The following is a 20,513-nucleotide window of genomic DNA, read 5'->3' as shown; positions in this document are numbered from 1 at the left end:
GATATGAGTATTTTTGGCAAAAAGAAGCCGTTAAGTCGCGAGATGATCAACCAGTTTGGCCATAAATTCTTCGCCCGCTTCAAGCTGCGAAACTTCAAGAAATTCATTAGGTTGGTGGGCTTGTGCAATGTCGCCGGGGCCACAGATAATGGCGGAGTAGTCTTGCTCTTGAAACTGACCGGCCTCGGTGCCGTAACTAACCACATGGCTGGCGTTATCGCCAGTGATCTGGCGCACGAGGCGTTCTGCTTCGCCGTCGTTTTCAGGCTGGAGCGGCGGCACATGAAAGCGTTGCGTAACCTCGATGCGGGTCTCGGGGACGATGGCCTGCATCTGTGCCTCGACCTGCGCGATCTTGTCGAATAGCGCGTCGCGGTAGCTCGTGATGTCATCGCCGGGCACGAGACGGAAATCGATACCGAATTCGCAATCCTTGGCAGTGATATTATGGGCCGTACCGCCCCATATTTTACCGGTATGGGCGGTGGTAAAGGGGGGCTCAAATTGCGCAGCTATTGCCGATGGTGTGCGCGCACGAATATCAACGTTCAATTCATTGACCCAGTTGATTAATTTAGCACCTTCCATGATGGCGTTGACGCCCGTGTGCATTAGTGAGGAGTGTACCTCGAAGCCGTGCATATGGAGCCACCAGCCGTAGCCACCCTTATGGCCAGATACGGCCTTCATCATTGACGGCTCGCCCACGATCACCGCGCTGGCGGCGGGCAGATGCTCGCGCATTTTCGCAATCATTGGCGGCGCGCCGAGGCAGCCGACTTCCTCGTCATAGCTGAGTGCAATTTGCAACGGGCGCTTGATGCCGCGCGCCAGTGCCAGCGGCACCGCCGACAGCGCCAACGCGTTGAAGCCCTTCATATCGCAAGTGCCGCGCCCATAGAGTTTGCCGGATTTTTCCACCACCGTGAACGGGTCTGTGTCCCAGGCCTGCCCTTCGACTGGCACCACATCCGTGTGGCCCGACAACACAACGCCGCCCGCCACATCCGGCCCAATATTGGCAAAGAGCGACGCCTTGGTGCCATCGTCATTATAGACGCGTGTGGCAGTAACACCATGGCTTTCAAGATAGTCTTCGACCCACGATATTAGCTCCAGATTGCTGACCGAGCTGACTGTTGGGAACGATACCAGCTTGTCGAGAATATCGCGTGCATTCATGATCGTAGCACCATATGGCCCGGCTCCACCTCGTCATATAGTGAGGGTCCCGGCTCGTGACCTAATGGAAAAATCGGCGACGGGATTGGCTTAAAGTTCAGGTCCGATTCTACTTTACGCTGCGTCGGGTCGGCAATTGGAACTGCTGACAAAAGCGTCTGAGTGTAGCTATGTTTCGGGTTCTCGAAAATCTGGCGACGGGTGCCCAATTCAACGATCCGCCCCAGATACATCACGCCCACATGGTGGCTAACACGCTCCACCACCGCCATGTCGTGGCTGATGAACAAAAGCGAAATCCCCAGATCGGCCTGCAATTCCATAAACAGGTTCAACACTTGTGCCTGCACCGACACATCCAGCGCCGAGACGGCCTCATCGGCGAGAATTACCTTCGGGTTCAACGCCAGCGCGCGTGCAATGGCGATGCGTTGCCGCTGGCCGCCGGACAGCTCGTGCGGGTAGCGACGCAGGAAGCTTTGCGGCAGTTGCACGCGATCGAATAATTCACTGACGCGCTTGATAATATCGGCGCTAGTGCCGACTTTGAAATTGCGCAGCGGCTCGGCCACCTGATCCATCAGTTGCATCTGCGGGTTGAGCGAGGCGAACGGGTCTTGGAACACCATTTGCATCTCGCGACGCGCTTGGCGCAACTCTTCGTCAGGCATGCTTAGCACGCTTTTCCCGTCAAGAATAACATCACCTGACAGCGGGTCAATCAGCCGTAAAATAGAGCGCCCGACGGAGGATTTCCCGCAACCGGATTCGCCCACAAGGCTAAGCGTCTGCCCATGCTTGATCGAGAACGACACATCCTCAACCGCGTGAACATTAGCCACGATACGGCGCAAAAGCCCGCCCCGAACCGGGAACCGTGTGGTCAGGTTTTGCACATCCAGAATGACCCGCTCATCGGGGGTTTTGGTCGGCTTTTCCTTCCGCCCCTTGTCGCCCAGAAGCCGCATTGGCTCTGGCGCATCCTTGCCGCGCATCTCGCCCAGACGGGGTACGGCGGCCAGCAAAGATTTGGTATAATCATGCTGCGGGTTGTTGAAAATTTGCTCGACTGGGCCATCCTCGACCTTCTCGCCGCGAAACATTACCACAACCCGGTCCGCGATCTGCGCCACCACCGACATATCATGGGTGATGAACATCACCGCCGCGCCAGTTTCACGTTTCAAACGGTCAATCAGCGCCAAAATTTCAGCCTGAATGGTCACATCCAGTGCCGTTGTTGGCTCGTCCGCGATAAGAAGCTTTGGCTCGCAGGCCAAGGCCATGGCGATGACAATGCGCTGGCGCATCCCGCCTGATAATTCATGCGGATATTGCGCCAAGCGCTGCTCTGGCTCTGGAATTCGAACTTGGTGCAGCAATTCCAGCGCTCGCGCCCGCGCTTGACCTTTGGTCATGCCCTTGTGAACACGAAGCCCCTCAGTAAGTTGTTTTTCAATAGTAAAAACAGGATTAAGCGCGGTCATCGGCTCTTGAAAGATCATCCCGATCTGGTTGCCGCGAATCGTGCGCATGGTTTTCTGGTCCGCCTGCACCACATCAAATGGCGCACTTCCATCGGCATCAAACAGCAACTTGCCGCCGGTAATTTTACCGCCCCCAAACTCCACCAGCCGCATCAAAGACAGTGACGAGACTGACTTGCCAGAGCCAGATTCCCCAACAACACATACCGTCTCCCCGGCCTTGATATCAAAGCTGACATCCTTGACGCCCACGACCGGGCCGTCCTTGGTTTGGAACTCAACCCGTAGGTTCTCAAAGCTGGCAATTGTCGGTGAATCGAGCATGGCTTCCCCAAATCTGGCGCACTAGTCTGGACGCTAGAGCCATCACAGGGGCAGTGTCAAATACTGTGCGCCAAAGAATTGAGCCACACCTGAATTACGTGTTTGAACATCCATAAATTTTGCATTTTGCGTTTTGCAACGCTTGCAATTCACCCGAAAATGAGGGGATGATCAGGCAGGCCGCTTTTGCGAGCCAAGAAAACCAATAACAAACTGGGGGGTTTGGTGCGCAAGACCAAACACAAATATGTACCAAAACGCTTTGCGATTCATTTCGCGATGCCAAAGGAACAAGCCCAATTCCAACAAGGAGTAATCCAATGACTTTGAAAACAACCCTTCTGGGGGCTGCGGTTGCCGTGGCATTTGTGCCAATGGCGATGGCCGACGGCCACTCTGGCGAGCGAGGCCGTGCAGGCAACGTCTCGATCATCTATTGGCAAGCGCCATCCATTTTGAACCCGTTCCTATCCGGCGGCACCAAGGACGTTGAAGCGTCCTCGATGATTGTCGAGCCGCTGGCCCGCTACGACGAGACCGGCGCATTGGTCCCTTGGTTGGTTGAAGAAATTCCCACCACGGATAATGGCGGCGTTTCCGCTGACTTGACCTCCATCACATGGAAAATCAAATCAGGTATCAAATGGTCCGACGGCACCGATTTCACCTCTGCCGACGTGAAATTCACCGCTGATTACTGTATGAACCCCGATGGCGGTTGTGCTCAGGTGACAAAATTTGAAGGCGTCACTTCGGTTGAAGCCGTTGATGCGTTGACCGTCAAAGTCACCTTCGACAAGCCAACCCCGTTCCCTTATGGCCCGTTCGTGGGTGGCGAAAGCCCGATCCTGCAAGCTGCTCAATTCAAGGATTGTGTTGGCGCTGCGGCGGCTAGCTGCTCCGAGCAGAACTTCAACCCAGTCGGCACCGGCCCGTTCAAAGTTGTTGAGTTCAAACCCAATGACGTGATCACTATGGAAGCCAACGAGAACTTCCGCGAAGAGGGCAAACCAGCCTTCGCCACCGTGACCTTCAAAGGCGGCGGCGACGCAACGGCTGCTGGCCGCGCAGTGATGGAAACCGGCGAATTTGACTACGCATGGAACCTGCAATTGGCACCAGACGTCATCGCCAACATGGAAAAAGGCGGCAAAGGCAAGACGGTTGCAGGCTTTGGCCCGCTGGTCGAGCGCATCATGCTCAACCAAACCAACCCGTCCGCCGATCTTGGGCCAGAAGAGCGCGCAGTCATCCGCCCGCACCCGTTCTTGGGTGATCCTGCGGTTTACAAAGCCATGTCCATGGCCATCGACCGCCCATTGCTGGTGGAAATTGGCTACGGCAAAGCAGGCAAAGTAACCTGCAACTGGATCCCGGCTCCTGACGCGTTCAACTCGACCTCGATGACCTGCGACAAGCAAGACATTGCAGGCGCGAACGCCATGTTGGAAGCCGCTGGCTGGACAGACAGCAACGGCGACGGCACCCGTGACAAAGACGGTGTAGAGCTGAGCGTTCTGTATCAATCCTCCACCAACGCTGTGCGCCAGGACTTCCAAGCCCTGATCAAACAGTGGTGGTCGGAAATCGGCATCGGTGCAGAGCTGCGCAACATCGACGCGTCAGTGTTCTTTGGTGGCGATGCGGCGTCCCCGGACACGTTCCAGAAGTTCTATGCGGACGTGGAAATGTACGCCAACACCTTCAACGGCACCGACCCGCAGTCCTACTTGGCCAACGGGTTGTGCGACAAAGCTCCAAGCCCAGCATCGCAGTGGCAGGGTGAGAACATCTCGCGCTTCTGTAATGAAGAGTTTGATGCACTGCACACACAGCTGACAACAACAGCAGGTATTGAGGCCCGCGCCGAGATCGGTAGAAAGCTCAATGATATCATCGTGCAAAACGGCGGTATGATCCCGCTGGTGCACCGTGGTCGCCTGTCGGCACATGCCAACTCCCTTGGTGGCGTTGTCTTGAATGTGTGGGATAGCGAGCTGTGGAATGTGGCTGACTGGTATCGCGTTAACTAAGTCCCGCGATATCTAAGGCACATTTAAATCCGGTAAGGCGGGGGATTTCCCCGCCTTACCTTTTCCAAAAGACCTGAACCGAGGCGTCCCCTTATGCTCACCTTTACGATCCGTCGGCTACTTATGACTATCCCGACGCTTCTGTTCATTTCTTTTGTGATCTTTATGATCGTGAAGCTCAGCCCGTCTGATCCCACGGGCAATCTGCCCCTAACCATCCCCTCAGAAGTACGCGAACAAATCCGCGAGGCGCTTGGCGTCAACAAACCCCTGATGGTGCAATATGTCCTTTGGCTGAAACAGTTCTTCTGGTTGGAGCCGCGTATCTATCTCGAGGGCGCTTTTGGCTGGGATCTTGGCACCGCCGGCGAGACCCGTCTGATCTCCTACCAAACCCGCTCGCCGGTGATGGATTTGATCATGCAGCGCATGCCGCAAACCCTGATGGTGGTCGGCACCGCCTATCTGGTTGGCACGCTGATCGCGCTGCCCATCGGCATTATCTCGGCCTATAAGCAATACTCGGTGTTTGACCAAATCGGCACGTTGGTTTCGATGGTCGGCTTCTCGGTGCCGCCATTTTTCTCGGGCGTGCTGGTGATTGTGCTGTTCTCGGTGATGATCCCGTCTGATAGTTTCTTCTGGCTGCCCTCGATCTATGACACCACCCACGAGGTCACGGACTGGGCCAGTTTCAAGTACCAATTCCGACAAATGATCATGCCCGTTATGGTGCTGGCACTGCAAATTACCGCGCAAATATCGCGCTTCACACGGGCCTCCATGCTCGACAACCTGAACCAAGATTATGTGCGCACCGCCCGCGCCAAGGGCCTGAAAGAGCAGACCGTGGTTCTGGTCCATGTGCTGCGCAACTCAATGATCCCGGTGGTCACGGTGATTGCCCTTGGCATCCCCTCGATCTTTGGCGGGGCCATCATCACCGAGCAGGTGTTCAAGGTGAACGGGCTTGGCCAATTGCTGATCATCGCCATCCAAGGCGGCGATGTGCCAACGGTGCAAACCCTGACCTTTATCTTCGCCATATTAATCGTGCTGTTTAACCTGATTGCTGACGTTCTCTACGGCATTCTGGATCCGAGGATTCGCTATGACTGATACCGCGCAGATAACCACCGCCCCCCGCAGCCAGTGGTGGGATATATGGGACCAATTCAAAACCCATAAGGGCGCATTGGTCGGGGCCATTTTCTTCATTCTGGTGCTGCTCACAGTACTGGTTGGCCCATGGATTTGGGGCATTGAGGCTACTTACATTGATATCCGCGCCCGCAATCAAGGCCCGACCTTCGCGCACCCGATGGGCACCGATCAGCTTGGCCGCGACACCTTTGCGCGCATGATGGCAGGTGGCCGTGTGTCGCTTGCGGTGGGGCTAACGGCCATGGGCTTGGCGCTTGGGCTTGGCACATTGGTCGGCGTTGTGGCGGGCTACTTCAAGCGCCTCGACGGGATGCTGATGCGCGTCACCGACTTGTTCCTTGCCCTGCCCTTGTTGCCGCTTCTGCTGGTCATCATCATGCTGTTTCGCGACAAGCTGAACGCCGCCTTCGGGCCAGAGGGCGGCATCTTTATCTTGATGGTGTCCGCCATCGGGGCCACCTCGTGGATGCAAACCGCGCGTATCGTGCGCGGCGATGTGCTGGCCGTCAAAGAGCGCGAATTCATCCTTGCCGCGCGCTCCATTGGCACCCCAAACCGGCGCATGATCACCCGTCATATTCTGCCCAACGTGCTGTCACCGATCTTGGTCTCGGCCACGCTGGGCATCGCCAACGCGATCATCACGGAGAGCGCGTTGAGCTTCCTTGGCCTTGGCTTCCCACCTGATTTTCCAACATGGGGGCGGCTGCTGTTTGATAGCGTCGATTACCTGCAACAATACCCCGAGCGGGTGATGTGGCCCGGCCTTGCAATTTCGCTGACAGTGCTGTCGGTGAACTATATGGGCGACGGCTTGCGCGACGCGCTTGACCCCAAAATTCGCGGCCGCTAGACCCCGCCCCTCAGCATAGAAAAAGGCCCCGTATCCCTATGGATCGGGGCCTTTTTTCTGCTCAAACCAAGGCCCGATCTACTCCATTTTGGCTTTGATCCGGCGCACAGTCCACCACACCCCAAGTATCACCGCAGGCGTTACCATCGCCGCCATCGCCAGCTTGGACAGCCCCGTCGCATAGCCCAAGGGCTGCACCATATACAGCACTAGATTGACCGCATAATAGCTGATCGCCACCACCGACAACCCCTCCACCGTCTTTTGCAACCGAAGCTGCAAGTCCGCACGCCTGTCCATGCTTTCCAGTAGCTTCTGGTTCTGCCCCGAGCGCTCCACATCCACCCGTGTGCGCAGCAAATCCCCCGCCCGCGCAGCGCGCTCCGCCATGCTTTGCAGCCGCCGCTCCGACGCTTTGGCCGTCCGCATAGCCGGATCAAACCGGCGCATCATGAACTCCGCAAATGTCTGGCGCCCGCGAAAGCGGTCTTCGCGCAGCACCTCGATTCGCTGGTTCACAATCGCCTCATAGGCCCGCGTCGCCCCGAACCGAAACGAGGATTGCACCAGCAAGTTTTCCAACTCGGCAGAGGTCGCCAAAAGCTGGCTCAGCGTCTTCTCCGCACCGATCCCCTCGCTGGTCATGTCCAACATCAAACCAGATAGGGTTTGCTCCAACTTGGCCACCCCCGCCCCCATTTCGCGCGCCTTTGCCAGGCCCAGCATTGACATGGATTTATAGGTCTCGATCTCGCAAATCCGCTGCACAATACGCCCCACACGTCGCACGCCGGTCGTATCATCGGCAAAAACCGCAAAGCGCATATGGCCCGCGGCATCTATGCGGAAATCCCCCGCAATCGTCGCCGCGCCGTCCAGCACACGGCTGACGGCCAGGCTCTCTGGCACGAACCAGTCGTCCAAATTCTGTGCAACTGCCTCGGCACCGGGATCGACCTCTATCCGGATCAAAGCCGAGCTGATCCGCGCCCCCGGAGCCACCGCCAGCCAATCCTCGGGAAACGCCGCGAAAGCCTGCGGGTCGAACGGGCGCAACTCCAAGCCCTTTGAGAACATCGTATAAGTCACAAACTCCGCGTGCTGTTCCCACTTCAGTTTGCACTTGCCCAACTTACCAAACCAATGCGTCGCGCCGGGTTGCGGATGTGGCGCACCGAAGCGGTCCAACAGGTCAATCAAATGCGCCCGAGCGCCCGTCACATCATCGCTACGGCTACGCTTCAACGCCAGAAAAACGGCACCACTCGGGGCCCCAAGCGAGGGAAAGGGGCGCGCGTGTAACTCATTGGCCAAGGCATAGCGCAGCGGGTGATCTTGCAAAGGGGGCATTTTATGAACCAGTCGTTAAGTTGCATTACGCATAAAGCGAAACCTCTCCTTTGCAAGAAAATTCTCATATAAATCAGCTACTTAACAGAATACCACTGTATACAACGCCCCCTAGACACGCAAAAGGCCCCGACAGATATGTCGGAGCCTTTGAAAACATTCACAAATCCACCTCGAAAGAGGCGTGACTTACCCTTGCAGCTTATCTTGTGTCTTGGTTTCGAAATCTGACGCATCATGACGCTCGTGCAGTTGGCCTTCTAGCGGACCAGACGTTTTATTCACCATCTGACCACGTTGAACACCTGGGCGCGCTGCGATCTGTTTTTCCCAACGGATTACGTTCTTATACTCATGCACGCTTAGGAATTCAGCCGCATCATAAGCCCCCGCACCAACCAACCGCCCATACCAAGGCCACGTCGCCATATCAGCGATTGTGTATGTATCACCGGCCAAATATTCATTATCCGCCAAATGGGTATCAAGGACGTGCAACTGACGTTTAACCTCCATCGAAAACCGATCAATCGGGTATTCCATCTTAAACGGCGCATAAGCGTAGAAATGGCCAAAGCCACCGCCAAGATAGGGCGCAGAGCCTTGCAGCCAAAACAGCCAGTTTATGCATTCGGTGCGGGCCGCCAAATCGCTAGGCAAAAATTCACCAAACTTTTCTGCGAGGTAGAACAAGATCGAGGCGCTCTCGAATATCCGCGTGCCAGTTTCCTCGTCAAACATCGCAGGGATCTTGGAGTTCGGGTTCACCTCAACAAAGCCAGAACCGAATTGGTCCCCTTTGCCAATGTTGATCAACCAAGCATCATATTCCGCGCCCTTATGACCCTTTGCCAACAGCTCTTCGAGCATGATGGTGACCTTCTGCCCGTTTGGCGTGGCCAGCGAATAAAGTTGTAACGGATGCTTGCCAACAGGGCGTTCTTTATCATGGGTCGCCCCAGAGATTGGCCGGTTGATCGAGGCCCATTCGCCACCATTACTATCATCCCAAGTCCATACTTTAGGTGGGGTGTATTCTTTGTTCATCGGGATATCTCCTCAAAATATTGAACAGTAAGAAACCCCGACAGCACCTTAAGAGCAAATCAAAAATAGGGTTTTCTGGTGCGAATGTGCGCAAGCCCTGTGCACTAAAGCTGTACTATTGCCAGAAAAGTAACCACGCGCCCAATTCCTTACAAGGAATTGGCAAAAATTCTCGCTGAGAATTTTCTAACAGACTTTCTATGAAAGTCTGAATTCTATCAAAGTGGGCGCCAGAACCGCCTTGGCGCCCACCAGTTTATATTTCACAGATCTCAATCTATTTTCGGCAACAGCGCATCCAAGGACGCCTTGGCATCGCCGTAGAACATGCGCGTATTCTCTTTATAGAATAGCGGGTTCTCAATGCCTGAATAGCCAGTTCCTTGACCACGTTTCGACACGAAAACTTGCTTAGCTTTCCAGCATTCCAGCACGGGCATACCCGCAATAGGCGAGTTCGGATCATCTTGCGCGGCAGGGTTCACGATGTCGTTCGAGCCGATCACAATAGCCACATCCGTCTCGGGGAAGTCGTCATTGATCTCGTCCATCTCCATCACGATGTCATAGGGCACACGGGCCTCAGCCAGCAGCACATTCATATGACCGGGAAGACGCCCCGCCACTGGATGGATCGCAAACCGCACATTTTTGCCTTGAGCGCGCAGCTTGCGCACCAGCTCAGACACCGATTGCTGTGCCTGTGCAACAGCCATCCCATAACCGGGGATGATGATGACGCTATCGGCTTCATTCAAAGCCGTCGCCACGCCGTCAGCGTCAATGGCGACCTGCTCGCCCTCGACCGCCATCTGTGGGCCAGATGTGCCGCCAAAGCCGCCCAAGATAACCGACACAAACGATCGGTTCATTGCTTTGCACATGATGTAGGACAAGATTGCACCCGAAGAGCCAACAAGCGCGCCGACCACGATCATCAGATCATTGCCAAGGCTAAAGCCAATCGCCGCAGCCGCCCAACCAGAGTAGCTGTTCAACATAGACACCACGACAGGCATATCCGCGCCGCCAATGCCCATGATCAAGTTATAGCCAATGAACAACGCTGCCAAAGTCATCAAGAACAGCGGGAAGAAGCCGCCCGTGTTGAAGTACCAAACCAAGCAAAGCACCGACAAAGCCGCCGCCGCCGCGTTTGGTATATGTCCGCCCGGCAGTTTTGTGGCCGACGTATCAACTTTGCCCGCCAGTTTGCCATAGGCAACGACAGAGCCGGTGAACGTCACAGCCCCAATAAAGATGCCCAGGAATAACTCGACCCGCAGGATTGAGACCTCGACGCTGGTTTTATGCGCCAGCAAGGCTGCAAAGCCTTCCAAGACTTCGCGACCCGCATGATCCATAGCCAACACGCGACCAAGCTCTATATGCGCAATCAAGCCCACAAAAACCGCGGCCAGCCCAACAAGCGAATGCATCGCTGCTACCAGCTCTGGCATCTGCGTCATCTGCACTTTGGTGGCCAGTTGATAGCCAATAGCCCCGCCGCCTGCGATCATCAGCAGCGACAAGAACCAATAGCCAGCCCCCGGCCCAACAAGCGTTGCCGCAACGGCCAACCCCATGCCTGAAATGCCGTACCAAACAGCGCGCTTAGCACTTTCTTGCCCAGACAAGCCGCCCAGCGACAGGATGAAAAGAACTGCGGCAACTACATATGCCGCGGTGGTAAATCCAAATTCCATGTTCTCTACCCCTACTTACGATTTCTGGAACATGGCGAGCATGCGCCGTGTCACAAGGAAGCCGCCAAATATATTAATGCCCGTCATGAACACTGCCAATGCTGCCAGCAAGATCACAAGGAACGAGCCCGATCCGATCTGCATCAGCGCGCCCAAGATAATGATCGACGAGATTGCGTTGGTCACAGCCATCAACGGCGTGTGCAACGAATGTGCGACCCCCCAGATGACTTGGAAGCCAATGAACACCGACAAAACGAACACGATGAAGTGCTGCATGAAACTTGCCGGAGCAACGAGGCCCACGGACAGCAAAAGTACCGCGCCAACAACAAGCAGCGTCACTTGCGTCTTTGTCTGTTGTTTAAACTCTGCAACCTCTTTGGCGGCTTTCTCTTCCGCCGTCAGCTCTGGCACTTTTGCTTTCGCAGGCGCCGCTGCAATGGCTGCAATCTTGGGTGGCGGCGGCGGGAAGGTGATCTCGTTATCAAAGGTCACGGTCGCACCGCGGATCACGTCATCTTCCATATCATGTACAATCACACCGTCTTTTTCTGGTGTAAGATCGAACAGCATATGTCTGATATTGTTGGAATAAAGCGTAGAAGCTTGTGCGCCCATCCTTGATGGGAAGTCGGTATAGCCAACAATCGTAACGCCATTATCGGTGACGATTTTCTCGTCCATAACAGTCAGTTTGCAGTTGCCACCCTTCTCGGCGGCAAGGTCAATGATGACTGACCCCGGCTTCATCGCGGCGACCATATCTTCGGTCCACAGCTCTGGCGCTTCGCGGTTCGGGATCAATGCAGTGGTGATCACGATGTCAATTTCAGGGGCCAGTTCAAGGAACTTAGCAAGCTGCGCGTCGCGGAATTCTGGGGACGACACCGAGGCGTAGCCGCCCGTGGCCGCGCCGTCTTGTTGCGCCTCGTCAAAATCTAGGAACACAAACTCGGCGCCCATGCTTTCAACTTGTTCCGCCACTTCGGGGCGCACGTCAAACGCGTAAGTAATCGCGCCCAGCGAGGTCGCGGTGCCGATAGCCGCAAGCCCAGCCACACCGGCACCTACAACCAGAACTTTGGCTGGCGGAACTTTACCCGCAGCGGTCACTTGGCCAGTAAAGAAGCGGCCAAAATTGTTACTCGCCTCGATCACCGCACGGTAGCCTGCGATGTTTGCCATCGACGACAGGGCATCCATTTTCTGCGCACGCGAAATACGCGGCACCATTTCCATGGCAATAACCCGCGCGCCCTTTTTCTTGGCGGCTTCCATGCCTGCCTCGTTGGCAGCAGGGTTAAAGAAGGAGATCAGGGTTTGCCCGTCACGCAACTTCTTGCTCTCGGTGGCGTCAGGCTGGCGCACTTTGACAACGACATCAGCCGCCTTCCACAAGGCGGTGGCGGTTTTAACCACCTCAACGCCCGCGTCCTTATAGACCTTGTCCGAGAAGCCGGCCTTCGCGCCTGCCCCCGTCTCGATCACACAAGTGTGGCCAAGTTTTTGAATTTGTAATGCCGATTCAGGCGTCATGGCCACACGGGCCTCGCCTTCAAAGGTTTCTCTCGGTGCCCCGATTTTCATAGAGGGTCCCCCATCGTCTAAGTAAGTTTCACGCACAGATGAGCGTGGATATCGTTGCTCATGGTGATTCACAAGCTAGTCTTACCAGTATACGAAAGTATACTGCGCCGACCTAACGTCAAATCGCAAGATTATGTCGTACTGGACGCCACAACTTTGCAAGGTAAGGTGATCCAAACGGAGGACGCCCCATGGATTTGTCAGGAAAGCACGCGTTGGTCACAGGCGGCGGTACGGGCATTGGTTTGGCCATTGCTCAAACCTTAGCAGACGCCGGCGCGCAGGTGAGTATTTCAGGGCGCAGACTGTCAGTCCTGCAAGAGGTCGCCACAGATCGGCTGCACCCTTTGGAAATGGATGTCACCCAGCCCGATCAGGTCACTTTGGGCGTTGAAGCGGCCATTGCAGCGCGCGGTCCGGTTCAAATTTGCATCCCAAATGCGGGCATCGCAGAAGGACGTTCTTTGGCAAAAATAGATCTGGAGTTTTGGCGGCGCACCATGGCCACCAATCTGGACGGGGCGATGCTGGCGATACAGGCGTGCCTGCCCTCCATGGTGTCCACCAATTGGGGGCGCGTTATCGCTGTGTCCTCAATTGCGGGGCTGCGAGGATTGCGCGGCGCGCCAGCCTATACCGCCTCCAAGCACGGATTAATCGGCCTTATCCGTGGATTGAGTGAGGACTACATGGGCACACCTTACACCTTCAACGCGCTGTGTCCTGGCTATGTGGACACCGAGATCGTCACGCGCAACACCGCTGAAATTGCCAAACGCGCTGGTTTAAGCGCGCAAGACGCCTTGGGCACGATGGTGCGCGCCAACCGCCACAAGCGCCTGATTGCCCCCAATGAAGTCAGCGCTGCTGCGCTGTGGCTTTGTGCGGCCGGGTCAGGATCGGTGAACGGACAGGCGATAGAAATTGCCGGTGGGCAGGTATGAGAGCGCGGCGCAGCCCGTATTTAGGAGAACAAAGAAGATGAGCGTATTCGAGCGAACGCGTGCGTTGTTTCACCTGCCCGAGAGCATCACCTATCTGGATGGAAATTCGCTTGGCCCTTTGCCGCACACCGCGCAGGATCGTGTTGATGCGATGCTCCGCGATCAATGGGGCGAGATGTTGATCACGGGCTGGAACAAGGCCGGATGGATGGAGCAACCCACGCGTGTCGGCGACCGTGTTGGCACGTTGATCGGAGCGGAGCCGGGCCATGTGGTGATGGGCGACACGCTGTCAATCAAGGTTTATCAAGCGCTGGCATCCGCGTTAGAGATGAACCCGACGCGCCGCGTGATCCTGTCCGACAGCGGCAACTTTCCAACTGATTTGTACATGGCCGAGGGGCTGATCCGAACCCTTGATCGCGGCTTGGAATTGCGCGTGGTGGCCCCCGAGGACGTCGAAACCTCGCTCAGCGACGACATTGCCGTGATGATGCTCACCCAAGTGGATTACCGCACCGGGCGGATGCACGACATGGAGCGCCTGACCAAAGCGGCCCATAAGGTGGGCGCGGTCACGGTTTGGGACTTGGCGCACTCTGCGGGCGCGGTTCCTGTCGATGTGGCCGGGGCTGAGGCTGATTTCGCCGTGGGGTGCAGCTATAAATACCTCAATTCGGGCCCCGGCGGTCCAGCGTTTATCTATGTGGCCCCGCGCCACGTCGCCAACGTGAAACCCGCCCTATCCGGTTGGCTGGGCCACGAAGCCCCCTTTGCGTTTGATCTGGACTACCGCCCCGGAACTGGCATTGAGCGGATGCGCGTCGGCACCCCGCCGGTGATCCAAATGGCCGCGTTAGAGGCTGCATTGGACATCTGGGATATGGTGGACATCCGCCAAGTGCGCGCCCGCTCTATTGAGCTGTCGGAGTTGTTTATCTCCGAAGTGGAGGCCCGTTGCCCCGAGCTGACCCTTGCCAGCCCACGCAATGCAAATCAACGCGGCAGCCAGGTCTCGTTTCGCCACCCAGAGGGCTACGCCATCATGCAAGCGATGATTGCCAAGCGCGTAATAGGCGATTTCCGCGCGCCCGATATTTTGCGCTTTGGGATCACGCCACTCTACACCAATGAGGCCGATGTGATCCGCGCCGCCGAGGCCTTGCAAGAGATCATGAGGGGCAGGCTTTGGGACCGCGACGCCTACAAAATACGCGCCCGTGTGACGTGAAAATCCGAGAGTTCAGCACGGCTGACGGCCCTGCAACATTCAAGGTATTCTACGCGGCCGTCCATAAGGGAGCGGCGGGGAAATACACGGATGCAGAACGATCCGCTTGGGCGCCGAGCAGCCAAATGCCGGATGGCTGGAGCGCGCGACATGCCGCCAACATCGCATATGTGGCCGAAATTGACGGCAAAGTTACGGGCTTCATGACCCTGACCGCTAACGGTTACCTCGACATGGCATTCGTGCTGCCCGAGGCCATGGGCACCGGTGTCGCAAACAGCCTTTATGCCGCGATTGAAGCGCGCGCCAGTGCCACCGGCCTGAGCTTGCTCACCACCGACGCCAGCCACCTAGCGCAGCCGTTTTTCGCCAAACATGGTTGGAAAACCTTAGCCGCACAATCGGTCTCCAAAGGTGGTCAAACCCTAGAGAACTTCCGCATGGAAAAGCCGCTATAACTACTCGGCCACTAACACGCCGCGATCAATCTGGTCTTGCTCAATCGCCTCGAACAGCGCCTTGAAATTACCCTCGCCAAAGCCATCGTCACCTTTGCGCTGGATGAACTCGAAAAATATCGGCCCGATGCAGGTCTTGGAGAATATTTGCAGCAAGATGCGGGTCTCGCCGCCGTCTACGACCCCTTCGCCGTCGATCAAAATGCCATGTTTCTCCATTCGGTCCAGTGGCTCGTCATGGCCCTCAACACGGGTCTTGGACAGCGGATAATATGTCTCTGGCGGCTTGGGCATGAACTTCACCCCCCGCTCCGCGATCTCATCCGTGGCGGCGTAAATGTCATGCGCCCCGACCGCGATATGCTGGATACCTTCGCCCTTGTAGCGCTTCAGATACTCGACGATCTGCCCGGTCTCGCCGCGATCCTCGTTGATCGGAATGCGGATACGCTCGCACGGCGAGGTCAACGCGCGGCTGCGCAACCCGCTATGTTTTCCTTGTATGTCAAAGAACCTAATCTCTTTAAAATTGAATAGCTTACCATAAAATTCAAACCACTTATCCATGTTGCCCTTGTGGACATTATGGGTCAGGTGATCGAGGTAATAAAAGCCCACGCCCTGCGGATGTGTCTTGGCCACCCACGTGAATTCCTCGTTGTACGGGTTCGCCTCGTAATACTGGTCGATAAAGTACAGCAACGAGCCGCCGATACCCACAATCGCGGGAACATCCATGGTCTTACCAGCGCCCTCATAGGGCTCAGCCCCCTGAGAAACCGCGTGGCGAAAAGCGTGCTCCGCATCGACGACACGCCACGCCATAGAGGGCGCACATGGGCCGTGCTCGTCGACAAATTTACGCGCGTGGCTGCCCGGCTCGTTGTTGAGCACATAGGTAATGTCGCCCTGTTGCCACAACTCTATCGCCTTGGTTTTGTGGTTGGCGGTGTGGGTGTAGCCCATCTTGGAGAACAGCGCGCGCAGGGTCTCGGGCTCGGGGCTGGCAAACTCGACAAATTCAAAACCGTCGGTGCCCGCGGGATTGCTCTCGCAAATGGTGGCTTTGGCGGCGTTATGTGGAAATGGACCCATGCGTGATGCTCCTGAGGAAATGAGAGAGGATCGCTCAAGTATTGCGCATAATGCATGCCATTTTATCGCTTTATGTAGCGTAAAATTACAGTATATTGCGTGATATAATCACCATAACTCAAAACCATGAGAAAATTACGCGTCCATGACCACGCTCGATGACACCGACCTGAAAATCCTGGACCTTCTGCAACGCAACGGGCTGATGACGGCCAATGCGCTTGGTGATGCGGTCCACCTGTCGCCCTCCCAAGCCGCGCGCCGCAAGCAACGTCTAGAGGCCGAGGGCTATATTTCAGGCTACCACGCCCGCCCCGACGCGGCAAAACTGGGCTTAAGCGTTCAGGCCTTCGTACAGGTTCAGACCGCCAGCCATATGCCTGAAACCCATCAAAGTTTTCTGCGCCTTACAGAGGTACAACCTGAGATCATTGCCGCATGGACCTTAACCGGCGAGGCCGACTATATGCTGCGGGTGATTTGCACTGATCTAAGCGCGCTCAACCGGTTGGTGCAAGATGTGCTGCTGCCCCATCCTGCCGTCGGGCGGGTGCAAAGCCAGATCGTCATGGATCAACTCAAAGCCGACGCGCCTTTGCCGACTTAGCTAGCGCATATGATAGGTCAGGGCCGCGTGGATGATATGGGCCACGACCTGAGGTTCGGCCTTGAGCAAGACGCCGCGCGCCCCTGAAAACTCGGGCAATTCCCCGAATATCCGGCGCGCGTCCTCAATGATCGAGGTGCTGCACGGCACCATAAGCGCCGCTTGCCCGCCTATTTGGCCTAACCGCAGGGTCGTGCCGGTTTTCGGGGCTTCGGTCAAATAGGCCGGCTCGCCCCATTTCAGCGTTTCGCTCAACGGCCCCACCCCATCAATCGCAGCGGCTTGTTGGTAAATTTGCTGCCTGATTTTTAACAACTGTTGCCTCACCAAATGCGGCAAGCCATCAAACGCAGCAGAAACTGTCATTGGCGGGCTATCTACGGTTGGCATTCTGGCTCTCCATTTCTATCTTAAAGCATAGGCTCAAGCTGTTTCACAAATCTTGCTGAAATTGCGCCAGCCAGTAACGCCGCCATCCTTCCTGTCAACCAATGCGCCTCTGGTGCAAAATAAAGCAAACCTAAACCAAACTCTGGTCAATATCGGCCAAACTCAAGGTCACCTATGGAATCGTTTCTTCTACAATCCACGATCTATCTTTTAGCCGCCTGCGTCGCAGTGCCCTTGGCTGTTCGCCTTGGGCTTGGCTCGGTGTTGGGGTACTTGATGGCTGGCATTATCATTGGTCCGGTCGGTGGGTTGGTCGGCTCGGAAACCCAAAGCCTGCAACATTTTGCCGAATTCGGTGTGGTGATGATGCTCTTCATTATCGGGCTAGAGTTGGAACCACGCGCCCTGTGGGACATGCGCAACCGCCTGTTGGGCCTCGGGGGGCTGCAAGTTACCCTAACCACCGGCTTTATCTATCTGGCGGCCACAGCCCTAGGGCAACCCTGGAGCATTGCACTCGCCGTCGGTCTGATCTTTGCCCTATCATCAACCGCGATCGTGCTCCAAACCCTGAACGAGAAAAACCTGATGCAAACCGGCGGTGGTCGGTCTGCCTTCTCGGTGCTGCTGACCCAAGACATCGCGGTCATCCCAATGCTGGCTTTCCTCCCGTTACTGACCTGGCCCGGGCTAAACGCCCCGCACGCCACAACAGAAACCGGCCATGAGCCCCCCCATGCAGCCATGTCACTAATGGAGGACTTGCCCGGTTGGGGCGTCACCTTGATTACGGTCACTGCGATTGTGCTGATCATCGTTGGCGGGCATTATCTGACCCGCCCGATTTTCCGCTATATCCACTGGGCGCGACTGCGCGAGATGTACACTGCCGTCTCGCTGCTTTTTGTCGTCGGGGTCGCAGCTTTGATGCTGCTGGTGGGGCTGTCGCCTGCGCTTGGGGCCTTCCTCGCGGGCGTGGTTTTGGCAAACAGCGAATTCCGCCACGAGTTAGAGGCCGACATCGAACCATTCAAAGGGCTGCTGCTGGGGTTGTTCTTTATCACCGTGGGCGCCGGTATTAACTTTGGCACGCTAATGGGGGCGCCGTTACTGATCGTGGGGCTGACCCTTGGCGTCATGACCATCAAGGCGGCCGTGCTGTTTGTCCTCGCCGTTATGTTCCACATCAAAGGGCGCGACAGAATGCTGTTTACGCTGGGACTGGCACAGGCGGGTGAATTCGGCTTTGTTTTGACGAGTTTCACAGTCGGGCAAAACGTGATTCCGACCCATCTATCCGAGACCTTGCTGCTGGTCATCGCGCTCTCGATGTTGCTCACCCCCTTGCTGTTCATCGCCTATGACAAGCTGCAACACCGCATTCGCGACCATGGCGAGGCAACACCACACGACGACATCGACGATCAACAGCCGATCATTATTGCCGGAATCGGGCGCTTCGGGCAGGTGGTAAACCGGTTGCTTCAAAGCTCGGGCTATCAAACCACGGTGCTTGACCACGACTTGCCGCTGATCCAGCTCATGCGCCGCTTCGGTTTCAAAGGGTTCTTCGGTGATCCGACACGCCCGGAGATGCTCCATGCCGCAGGGCTGGCCGAAGCGCGCGTGCTTGTGGTGACCGTTGACAACCCGAAGGCCGCGACCAAAATTGTCACCTTCGCCCGCCAAGAGAGGCCGGACCTGAAGATCATTGCCCGCGCACGCGACAGGGTTCACGTCTTCGAGCTACACCAAGCCGGAGCCGATAAAGTCATCCGGGAGATGTTTGACAGCTCGCTGCGTGCCGGGCGGTATGTCTTAGAGGAAATGGGGCTGACAGAGCACGAATCCCACGAGCAGGAAGTCGCGTTTTTCCGCATGGACCGCCACGCCGTTCTGGAGCTTGCCGAGCTTTGGGACCCCGCCCGCCCCGTGACCGAAAACGAGGCCTATATGGAGCGTGCCAGAGAGTTGAACCGTGACTTAGAGGTCGAGCTTCTAGCCAAGCTTGCCAACCGCACCGAGAGCGATTGATCAGCCGTCGCTGACCCCCGCTTCGGCAAAGGTTGCCATGCCCGAATGGCACGCAACCGCGGCCTTGAGCACGCCAATCGCCGCCGCACCGCCAGAGCCTTCACCAAGGCGCAAACCCAATGATAGCAATGGCTCTTTGCCCAAACCGTCTAGCATTTTGCGATGCGCGCCCTCTGCCGACAGATGTCCCGCAACACAGTGATCCAGCGCGCCGCCATGGGATTTTTCCAAAACTGACGCAGCGGCACAGCAAATAAAGCCATCGAGAATGACCGGGATACGATGCGCGCGCGCCGCAGCTATCGCGCCAGCCATCGCCGCCAATTCTCGCCCGCCCAAGCAGCGCAAAACCTCCAGCGGGTCGCGTGATGCATGCAGCGCCAGCCCCTCATTCACGACACGGGCTTTATTGGCTAGCCCAGCGTCATCAACGCCCGTACCGCGCCCGACCCAATCCGCGCCCGTGCCGCCAAATAGTGCAGCCCCCAATGCGGCCGCTGGCGTCGTATTGCCAATGCCCATCTCGCCGGTGACTAGCAAGTCAGCCGATGCATCCACCGCGTCCCAGCCAGTTTGTAGCGCGGCGACACACTCCGCCTCGCTCATCGCGGGGGCAAAGGTGAAATCTGCTGTGGGGCGGTCCAATTCAAGCGCGAAGACATCCATCTTTGCCCCAAACGCCTTGGCCAACTGATTGATCGCTGCGCCGCCATGTTCAAAATTGGCGACCATTTGCACAGTTACCTCAGCTGGAAACGCCGACACCCCTTGCGCACAAACCCCGTGATTTCCCGCAAAGATCACGATCTGCGGAGCCTGCATCTGTGGCCGATCCGTGCCGCGCCAGCTGGCATACCAAATCGCCAAATCTTCCAGCCGCCCCAACGCACCGGGGGGCTTAGTCAACTGGCTATTTCGGTCCTGCGCGCCCTTATAGGCCTGCGCATCAGCATCCGGAGCCTGCATTAAAAGCTGTGCAAATTCGGTGAGAGTGGTAAATTTAGCCATGATCTACTCG

17 protein-coding genes are annotated in these 20,513 nt (G+C 56.6%); 8 read left to right on the top strand and 9 right to left on the bottom strand.

What is annotated here, in order from left to right:
* Positions 1-30: 30 nt before the first annotated feature.
* Together argE and AC3Y7R_RS14000 are read right to left on the bottom strand one after the other, a co-directional pair.
* Entirely contained in the window at positions 31-1,182 is a 1,152-nt protein-coding gene (gene argE / locus AC3Y7R_RS14005; RefSeq protein ID WP_490042668.1) for an acetylornithine deacetylase, read from the bottom strand.
* Positions 1,179-2,993, bottom strand: a complete 1,815-nt coding sequence (locus AC3Y7R_RS14000) for an ABC transporter ATP-binding protein (protein ID WP_490042667.1) — start codon at positions 2,991-2,993, stop codon at positions 1,179-1,181. The genes argE and AC3Y7R_RS14000 overlap by 4 nt, the downstream gene beginning before the upstream one ends.
* 320 nt (positions 2,994-3,313) lie before the next feature.
* Between AC3Y7R_RS14000 and AC3Y7R_RS13995 the strand changes: the two genes are divergently transcribed.
* From AC3Y7R_RS13995 to AC3Y7R_RS13985, 3 genes are all read left to right on the top strand, one after another.
* Positions 3,314-5,026, top strand: a complete 1,713-nt coding sequence (locus AC3Y7R_RS13995) for a peptide ABC transporter substrate-binding protein (RefSeq protein ID WP_490042666.1) — start codon at positions 3,314-3,316, stop codon at positions 5,024-5,026.
* Between the two features lie 93 nt (positions 5,027-5,119).
* Entirely contained in the window at positions 5,120-6,145 is a 1,026-nt protein-coding gene (locus AC3Y7R_RS13990; RefSeq protein WP_490042665.1) for an ABC transporter permease, read from the top strand.
* A complete protein-coding gene (locus AC3Y7R_RS13985) occupies positions 6,138-7,043 on the top strand; it encodes an ABC transporter permease (protein WP_490042664.1) in 906 nt (301 codons plus the stop codon). Before AC3Y7R_RS13990 ends, AC3Y7R_RS13985 begins: the two co-directional genes overlap by 8 nt.
* Before the next feature lie 78 nt (positions 7,044-7,121).
* Here the strand turns inward: AC3Y7R_RS13985 and AC3Y7R_RS13980 are convergent, their stop codons facing one another.
* From AC3Y7R_RS13980 to AC3Y7R_RS13965, 4 genes are all read right to left on the bottom strand, one after another.
* Positions 7,122-8,393: a DUF3422 family protein gene (locus tag AC3Y7R_RS13980; RefSeq protein ID WP_490042663.1), complete on the bottom strand. Its 1,272-nt coding sequence runs from the start codon at positions 8,391-8,393 to the stop codon at positions 7,122-7,124.
* Between the two features lie 189 nt (positions 8,394-8,582).
* Positions 8,583-9,440 (bottom strand): glutathione-dependent disulfide-bond oxidoreductase, encoded by an 858-nt coding sequence (gene yghU, locus AC3Y7R_RS13975; RefSeq protein ID WP_490042662.1) that lies wholly within the window; start codon positions 9,438-9,440, stop codon positions 8,583-8,585.
* Positions 9,441-9,712: 272 nt separating this feature from the next.
* The gene (locus tag AC3Y7R_RS13970; RefSeq protein WP_490042661.1) at positions 9,713-11,146 is read right to left on the bottom strand and encodes an NAD(P)(+) transhydrogenase (Re/Si-specific) subunit beta; all 1,434 of its coding nucleotides are present in this window, start codon (positions 11,144-11,146) and stop codon (positions 9,713-9,715) included.
* A 15-nt stretch (positions 11,147-11,161) separates the two neighbouring features.
* Positions 11,162-12,736 (bottom strand): Re/Si-specific NAD(P)(+) transhydrogenase subunit alpha, encoded by a 1,575-nt coding sequence (locus tag AC3Y7R_RS13965; protein WP_490042660.1) that lies wholly within the window; start codon positions 12,734-12,736, stop codon positions 11,162-11,164.
* 191 nt (positions 12,737-12,927) lie between these two features.
* Between AC3Y7R_RS13965 and AC3Y7R_RS13960 the strand changes: the two genes are divergently transcribed.
* The 3 genes from AC3Y7R_RS13960 to AC3Y7R_RS13950 are packed head-to-tail and all read left to right on the top strand — an operon-like array spanning position 12,928 to position 15,369.
* Positions 12,928-13,680, top strand: a complete 753-nt coding sequence (locus AC3Y7R_RS13960; RefSeq protein WP_490042659.1) for an SDR family NAD(P)-dependent oxidoreductase — start codon at positions 12,928-12,930, stop codon at positions 13,678-13,680.
* 37 nt (positions 13,681-13,717) lie between these two features.
* Positions 13,718-14,911: a kynureninase gene (kynU, locus tag AC3Y7R_RS13955; protein ID WP_490042658.1), complete on the top strand. Its 1,194-nt coding sequence runs from the start codon at positions 13,718-13,720 to the stop codon at positions 14,909-14,911.
* Entirely contained in the window at positions 14,908-15,369 is a 462-nt protein-coding gene (locus AC3Y7R_RS13950) for a GNAT family N-acetyltransferase (RefSeq protein ID WP_490042657.1), read from the top strand. The genes kynU and AC3Y7R_RS13950 overlap by 4 nt, the downstream gene beginning before the upstream one ends.
* Here AC3Y7R_RS13950 and hppD read toward each other — a convergent pair whose 3' ends face one another.
* A complete protein-coding gene (gene hppD, locus AC3Y7R_RS13945; RefSeq protein WP_490042656.1) occupies positions 15,370-16,464 on the bottom strand; it encodes a 4-hydroxyphenylpyruvate dioxygenase in 1,095 nt (364 codons plus the stop codon).
* Positions 16,465-16,609: 145 nt separating this feature from the next.
* Between hppD and AC3Y7R_RS13940 the strand changes: the two genes are divergently transcribed.
* Entirely contained in the window at positions 16,610-17,071 is a 462-nt protein-coding gene (locus AC3Y7R_RS13940) for an Lrp/AsnC family transcriptional regulator (protein ID WP_490042655.1), read from the top strand.
* Here the strand turns inward: AC3Y7R_RS13940 and AC3Y7R_RS13935 are convergent, their stop codons facing one another.
* A complete protein-coding gene (locus AC3Y7R_RS13935) occupies positions 17,072-17,461 on the bottom strand; it encodes a DUF1801 domain-containing protein (RefSeq protein WP_490042654.1) in 390 nt (129 codons plus the stop codon).
* Between the two features lie 174 nt (positions 17,462-17,635).
* Here AC3Y7R_RS13935 and AC3Y7R_RS13930 point away from each other — a divergent pair, with 174 nt between their 5' ends.
* Positions 17,636-19,495, top strand: a complete 1,860-nt coding sequence (locus tag AC3Y7R_RS13930) for a monovalent cation:proton antiporter-2 (CPA2) family protein (protein WP_490042653.1) — start codon at positions 17,636-17,638, stop codon at positions 19,493-19,495.
* Here the strand turns inward: AC3Y7R_RS13930 and cobT are convergent, their stop codons facing one another.
* Complete coding sequence (cobT, locus tag AC3Y7R_RS13925) at positions 19,496-20,503, bottom strand: nicotinate-nucleotide--dimethylbenzimidazole phosphoribosyltransferase (protein ID WP_490042652.1); 1,008 nt, start codon at positions 20,501-20,503, stop codon at positions 19,496-19,498.
* Between the last annotated feature and the right edge of the window lie 10 nt (positions 20,504-20,513).

The organism is Litoreibacter sp. (genome assembly GCF_058136045.1).
Note: the sequence above shows the minus strand (reverse complement) of the source record. Positions and strands in the feature narration are given on the sequence as shown.

Bases quoted from the DNA above. Each gene is read 5' to 3' on its own strand.
- AC3Y7R_RS13935 (WP_490042654.1), bottom strand. From the start codon at position 17,461: ATGCCAACCGTAGATAGCCCGCCAATGACAGTTTCTGCTGCGTTTGAT.
- AC3Y7R_RS13990 (WP_490042665.1), top strand. From the start codon at position 5,120: ATGCTCACCTTTACGATCCGTCGGCTACTTATGACTATCCCGACGCTT.
- AC3Y7R_RS14000 (WP_490042667.1), bottom strand. From the start codon at position 2,993: ATGCTCGATTCACCGACAATTGCCAGCTTTGAGAACCTACGGGTTGAG.
- hppD (WP_490042656.1), bottom strand. From the start codon at position 16,464: ATGGGTCCATTTCCACATAACGCCGCCAAAGCCACCATTTGCGAGAGC.
- AC3Y7R_RS13985 (WP_490042664.1), top strand. From the start codon at position 6,138: ATGACTGATACCGCGCAGATAACCACCGCCCCCCGCAGCCAGTGGTGG.
- AC3Y7R_RS13980 (WP_490042663.1), bottom strand. From the start codon at position 8,393: ATGCCCCCTTTGCAAGATCACCCGCTGCGCTATGCCTTGGCCAATGAG.
- AC3Y7R_RS13930 (WP_490042653.1), top strand. From the start codon at position 17,636: ATGGAATCGTTTCTTCTACAATCCACGATCTATCTTTTAGCCGCCTGC.
- AC3Y7R_RS13965 (WP_490042660.1), bottom strand. From the start codon at position 12,736: ATGAAAATCGGGGCACCGAGAGAAACCTTTGAAGGCGAGGCCCGTGTG.
- AC3Y7R_RS13995 (WP_490042666.1), top strand. From the start codon at position 3,314: ATGACTTTGAAAACAACCCTTCTGGGGGCTGCGGTTGCCGTGGCATTT.
- AC3Y7R_RS13940 (WP_490042655.1), top strand. From the start codon at position 16,610: ATGACCACGCTCGATGACACCGACCTGAAAATCCTGGACCTTCTGCAA.
- yghU (WP_490042662.1), bottom strand. From the start codon at position 9,440: ATGAACAAAGAATACACCCCACCTAAAGTATGGACTTGGGATGATAGT.
- argE (WP_490042668.1), bottom strand. From the start codon at position 1,182: ATGAATGCACGCGATATTCTCGACAAGCTGGTATCGTTCCCAACAGTC.
- cobT (WP_490042652.1), bottom strand. From the start codon at position 20,503: ATGGCTAAATTTACCACTCTCACCGAATTTGCACAGCTTTTAATGCAG.
- kynU (WP_490042658.1), top strand. From the start codon at position 13,718: ATGAGCGTATTCGAGCGAACGCGTGCGTTGTTTCACCTGCCCGAGAGC.
- AC3Y7R_RS13960 (WP_490042659.1), top strand. From the start codon at position 12,928: ATGGATTTGTCAGGAAAGCACGCGTTGGTCACAGGCGGCGGTACGGGC.
- AC3Y7R_RS13970 (WP_490042661.1), bottom strand. From the start codon at position 11,146: ATGGAATTTGGATTTACCACCGCGGCATATGTAGTTGCCGCAGTTCTT.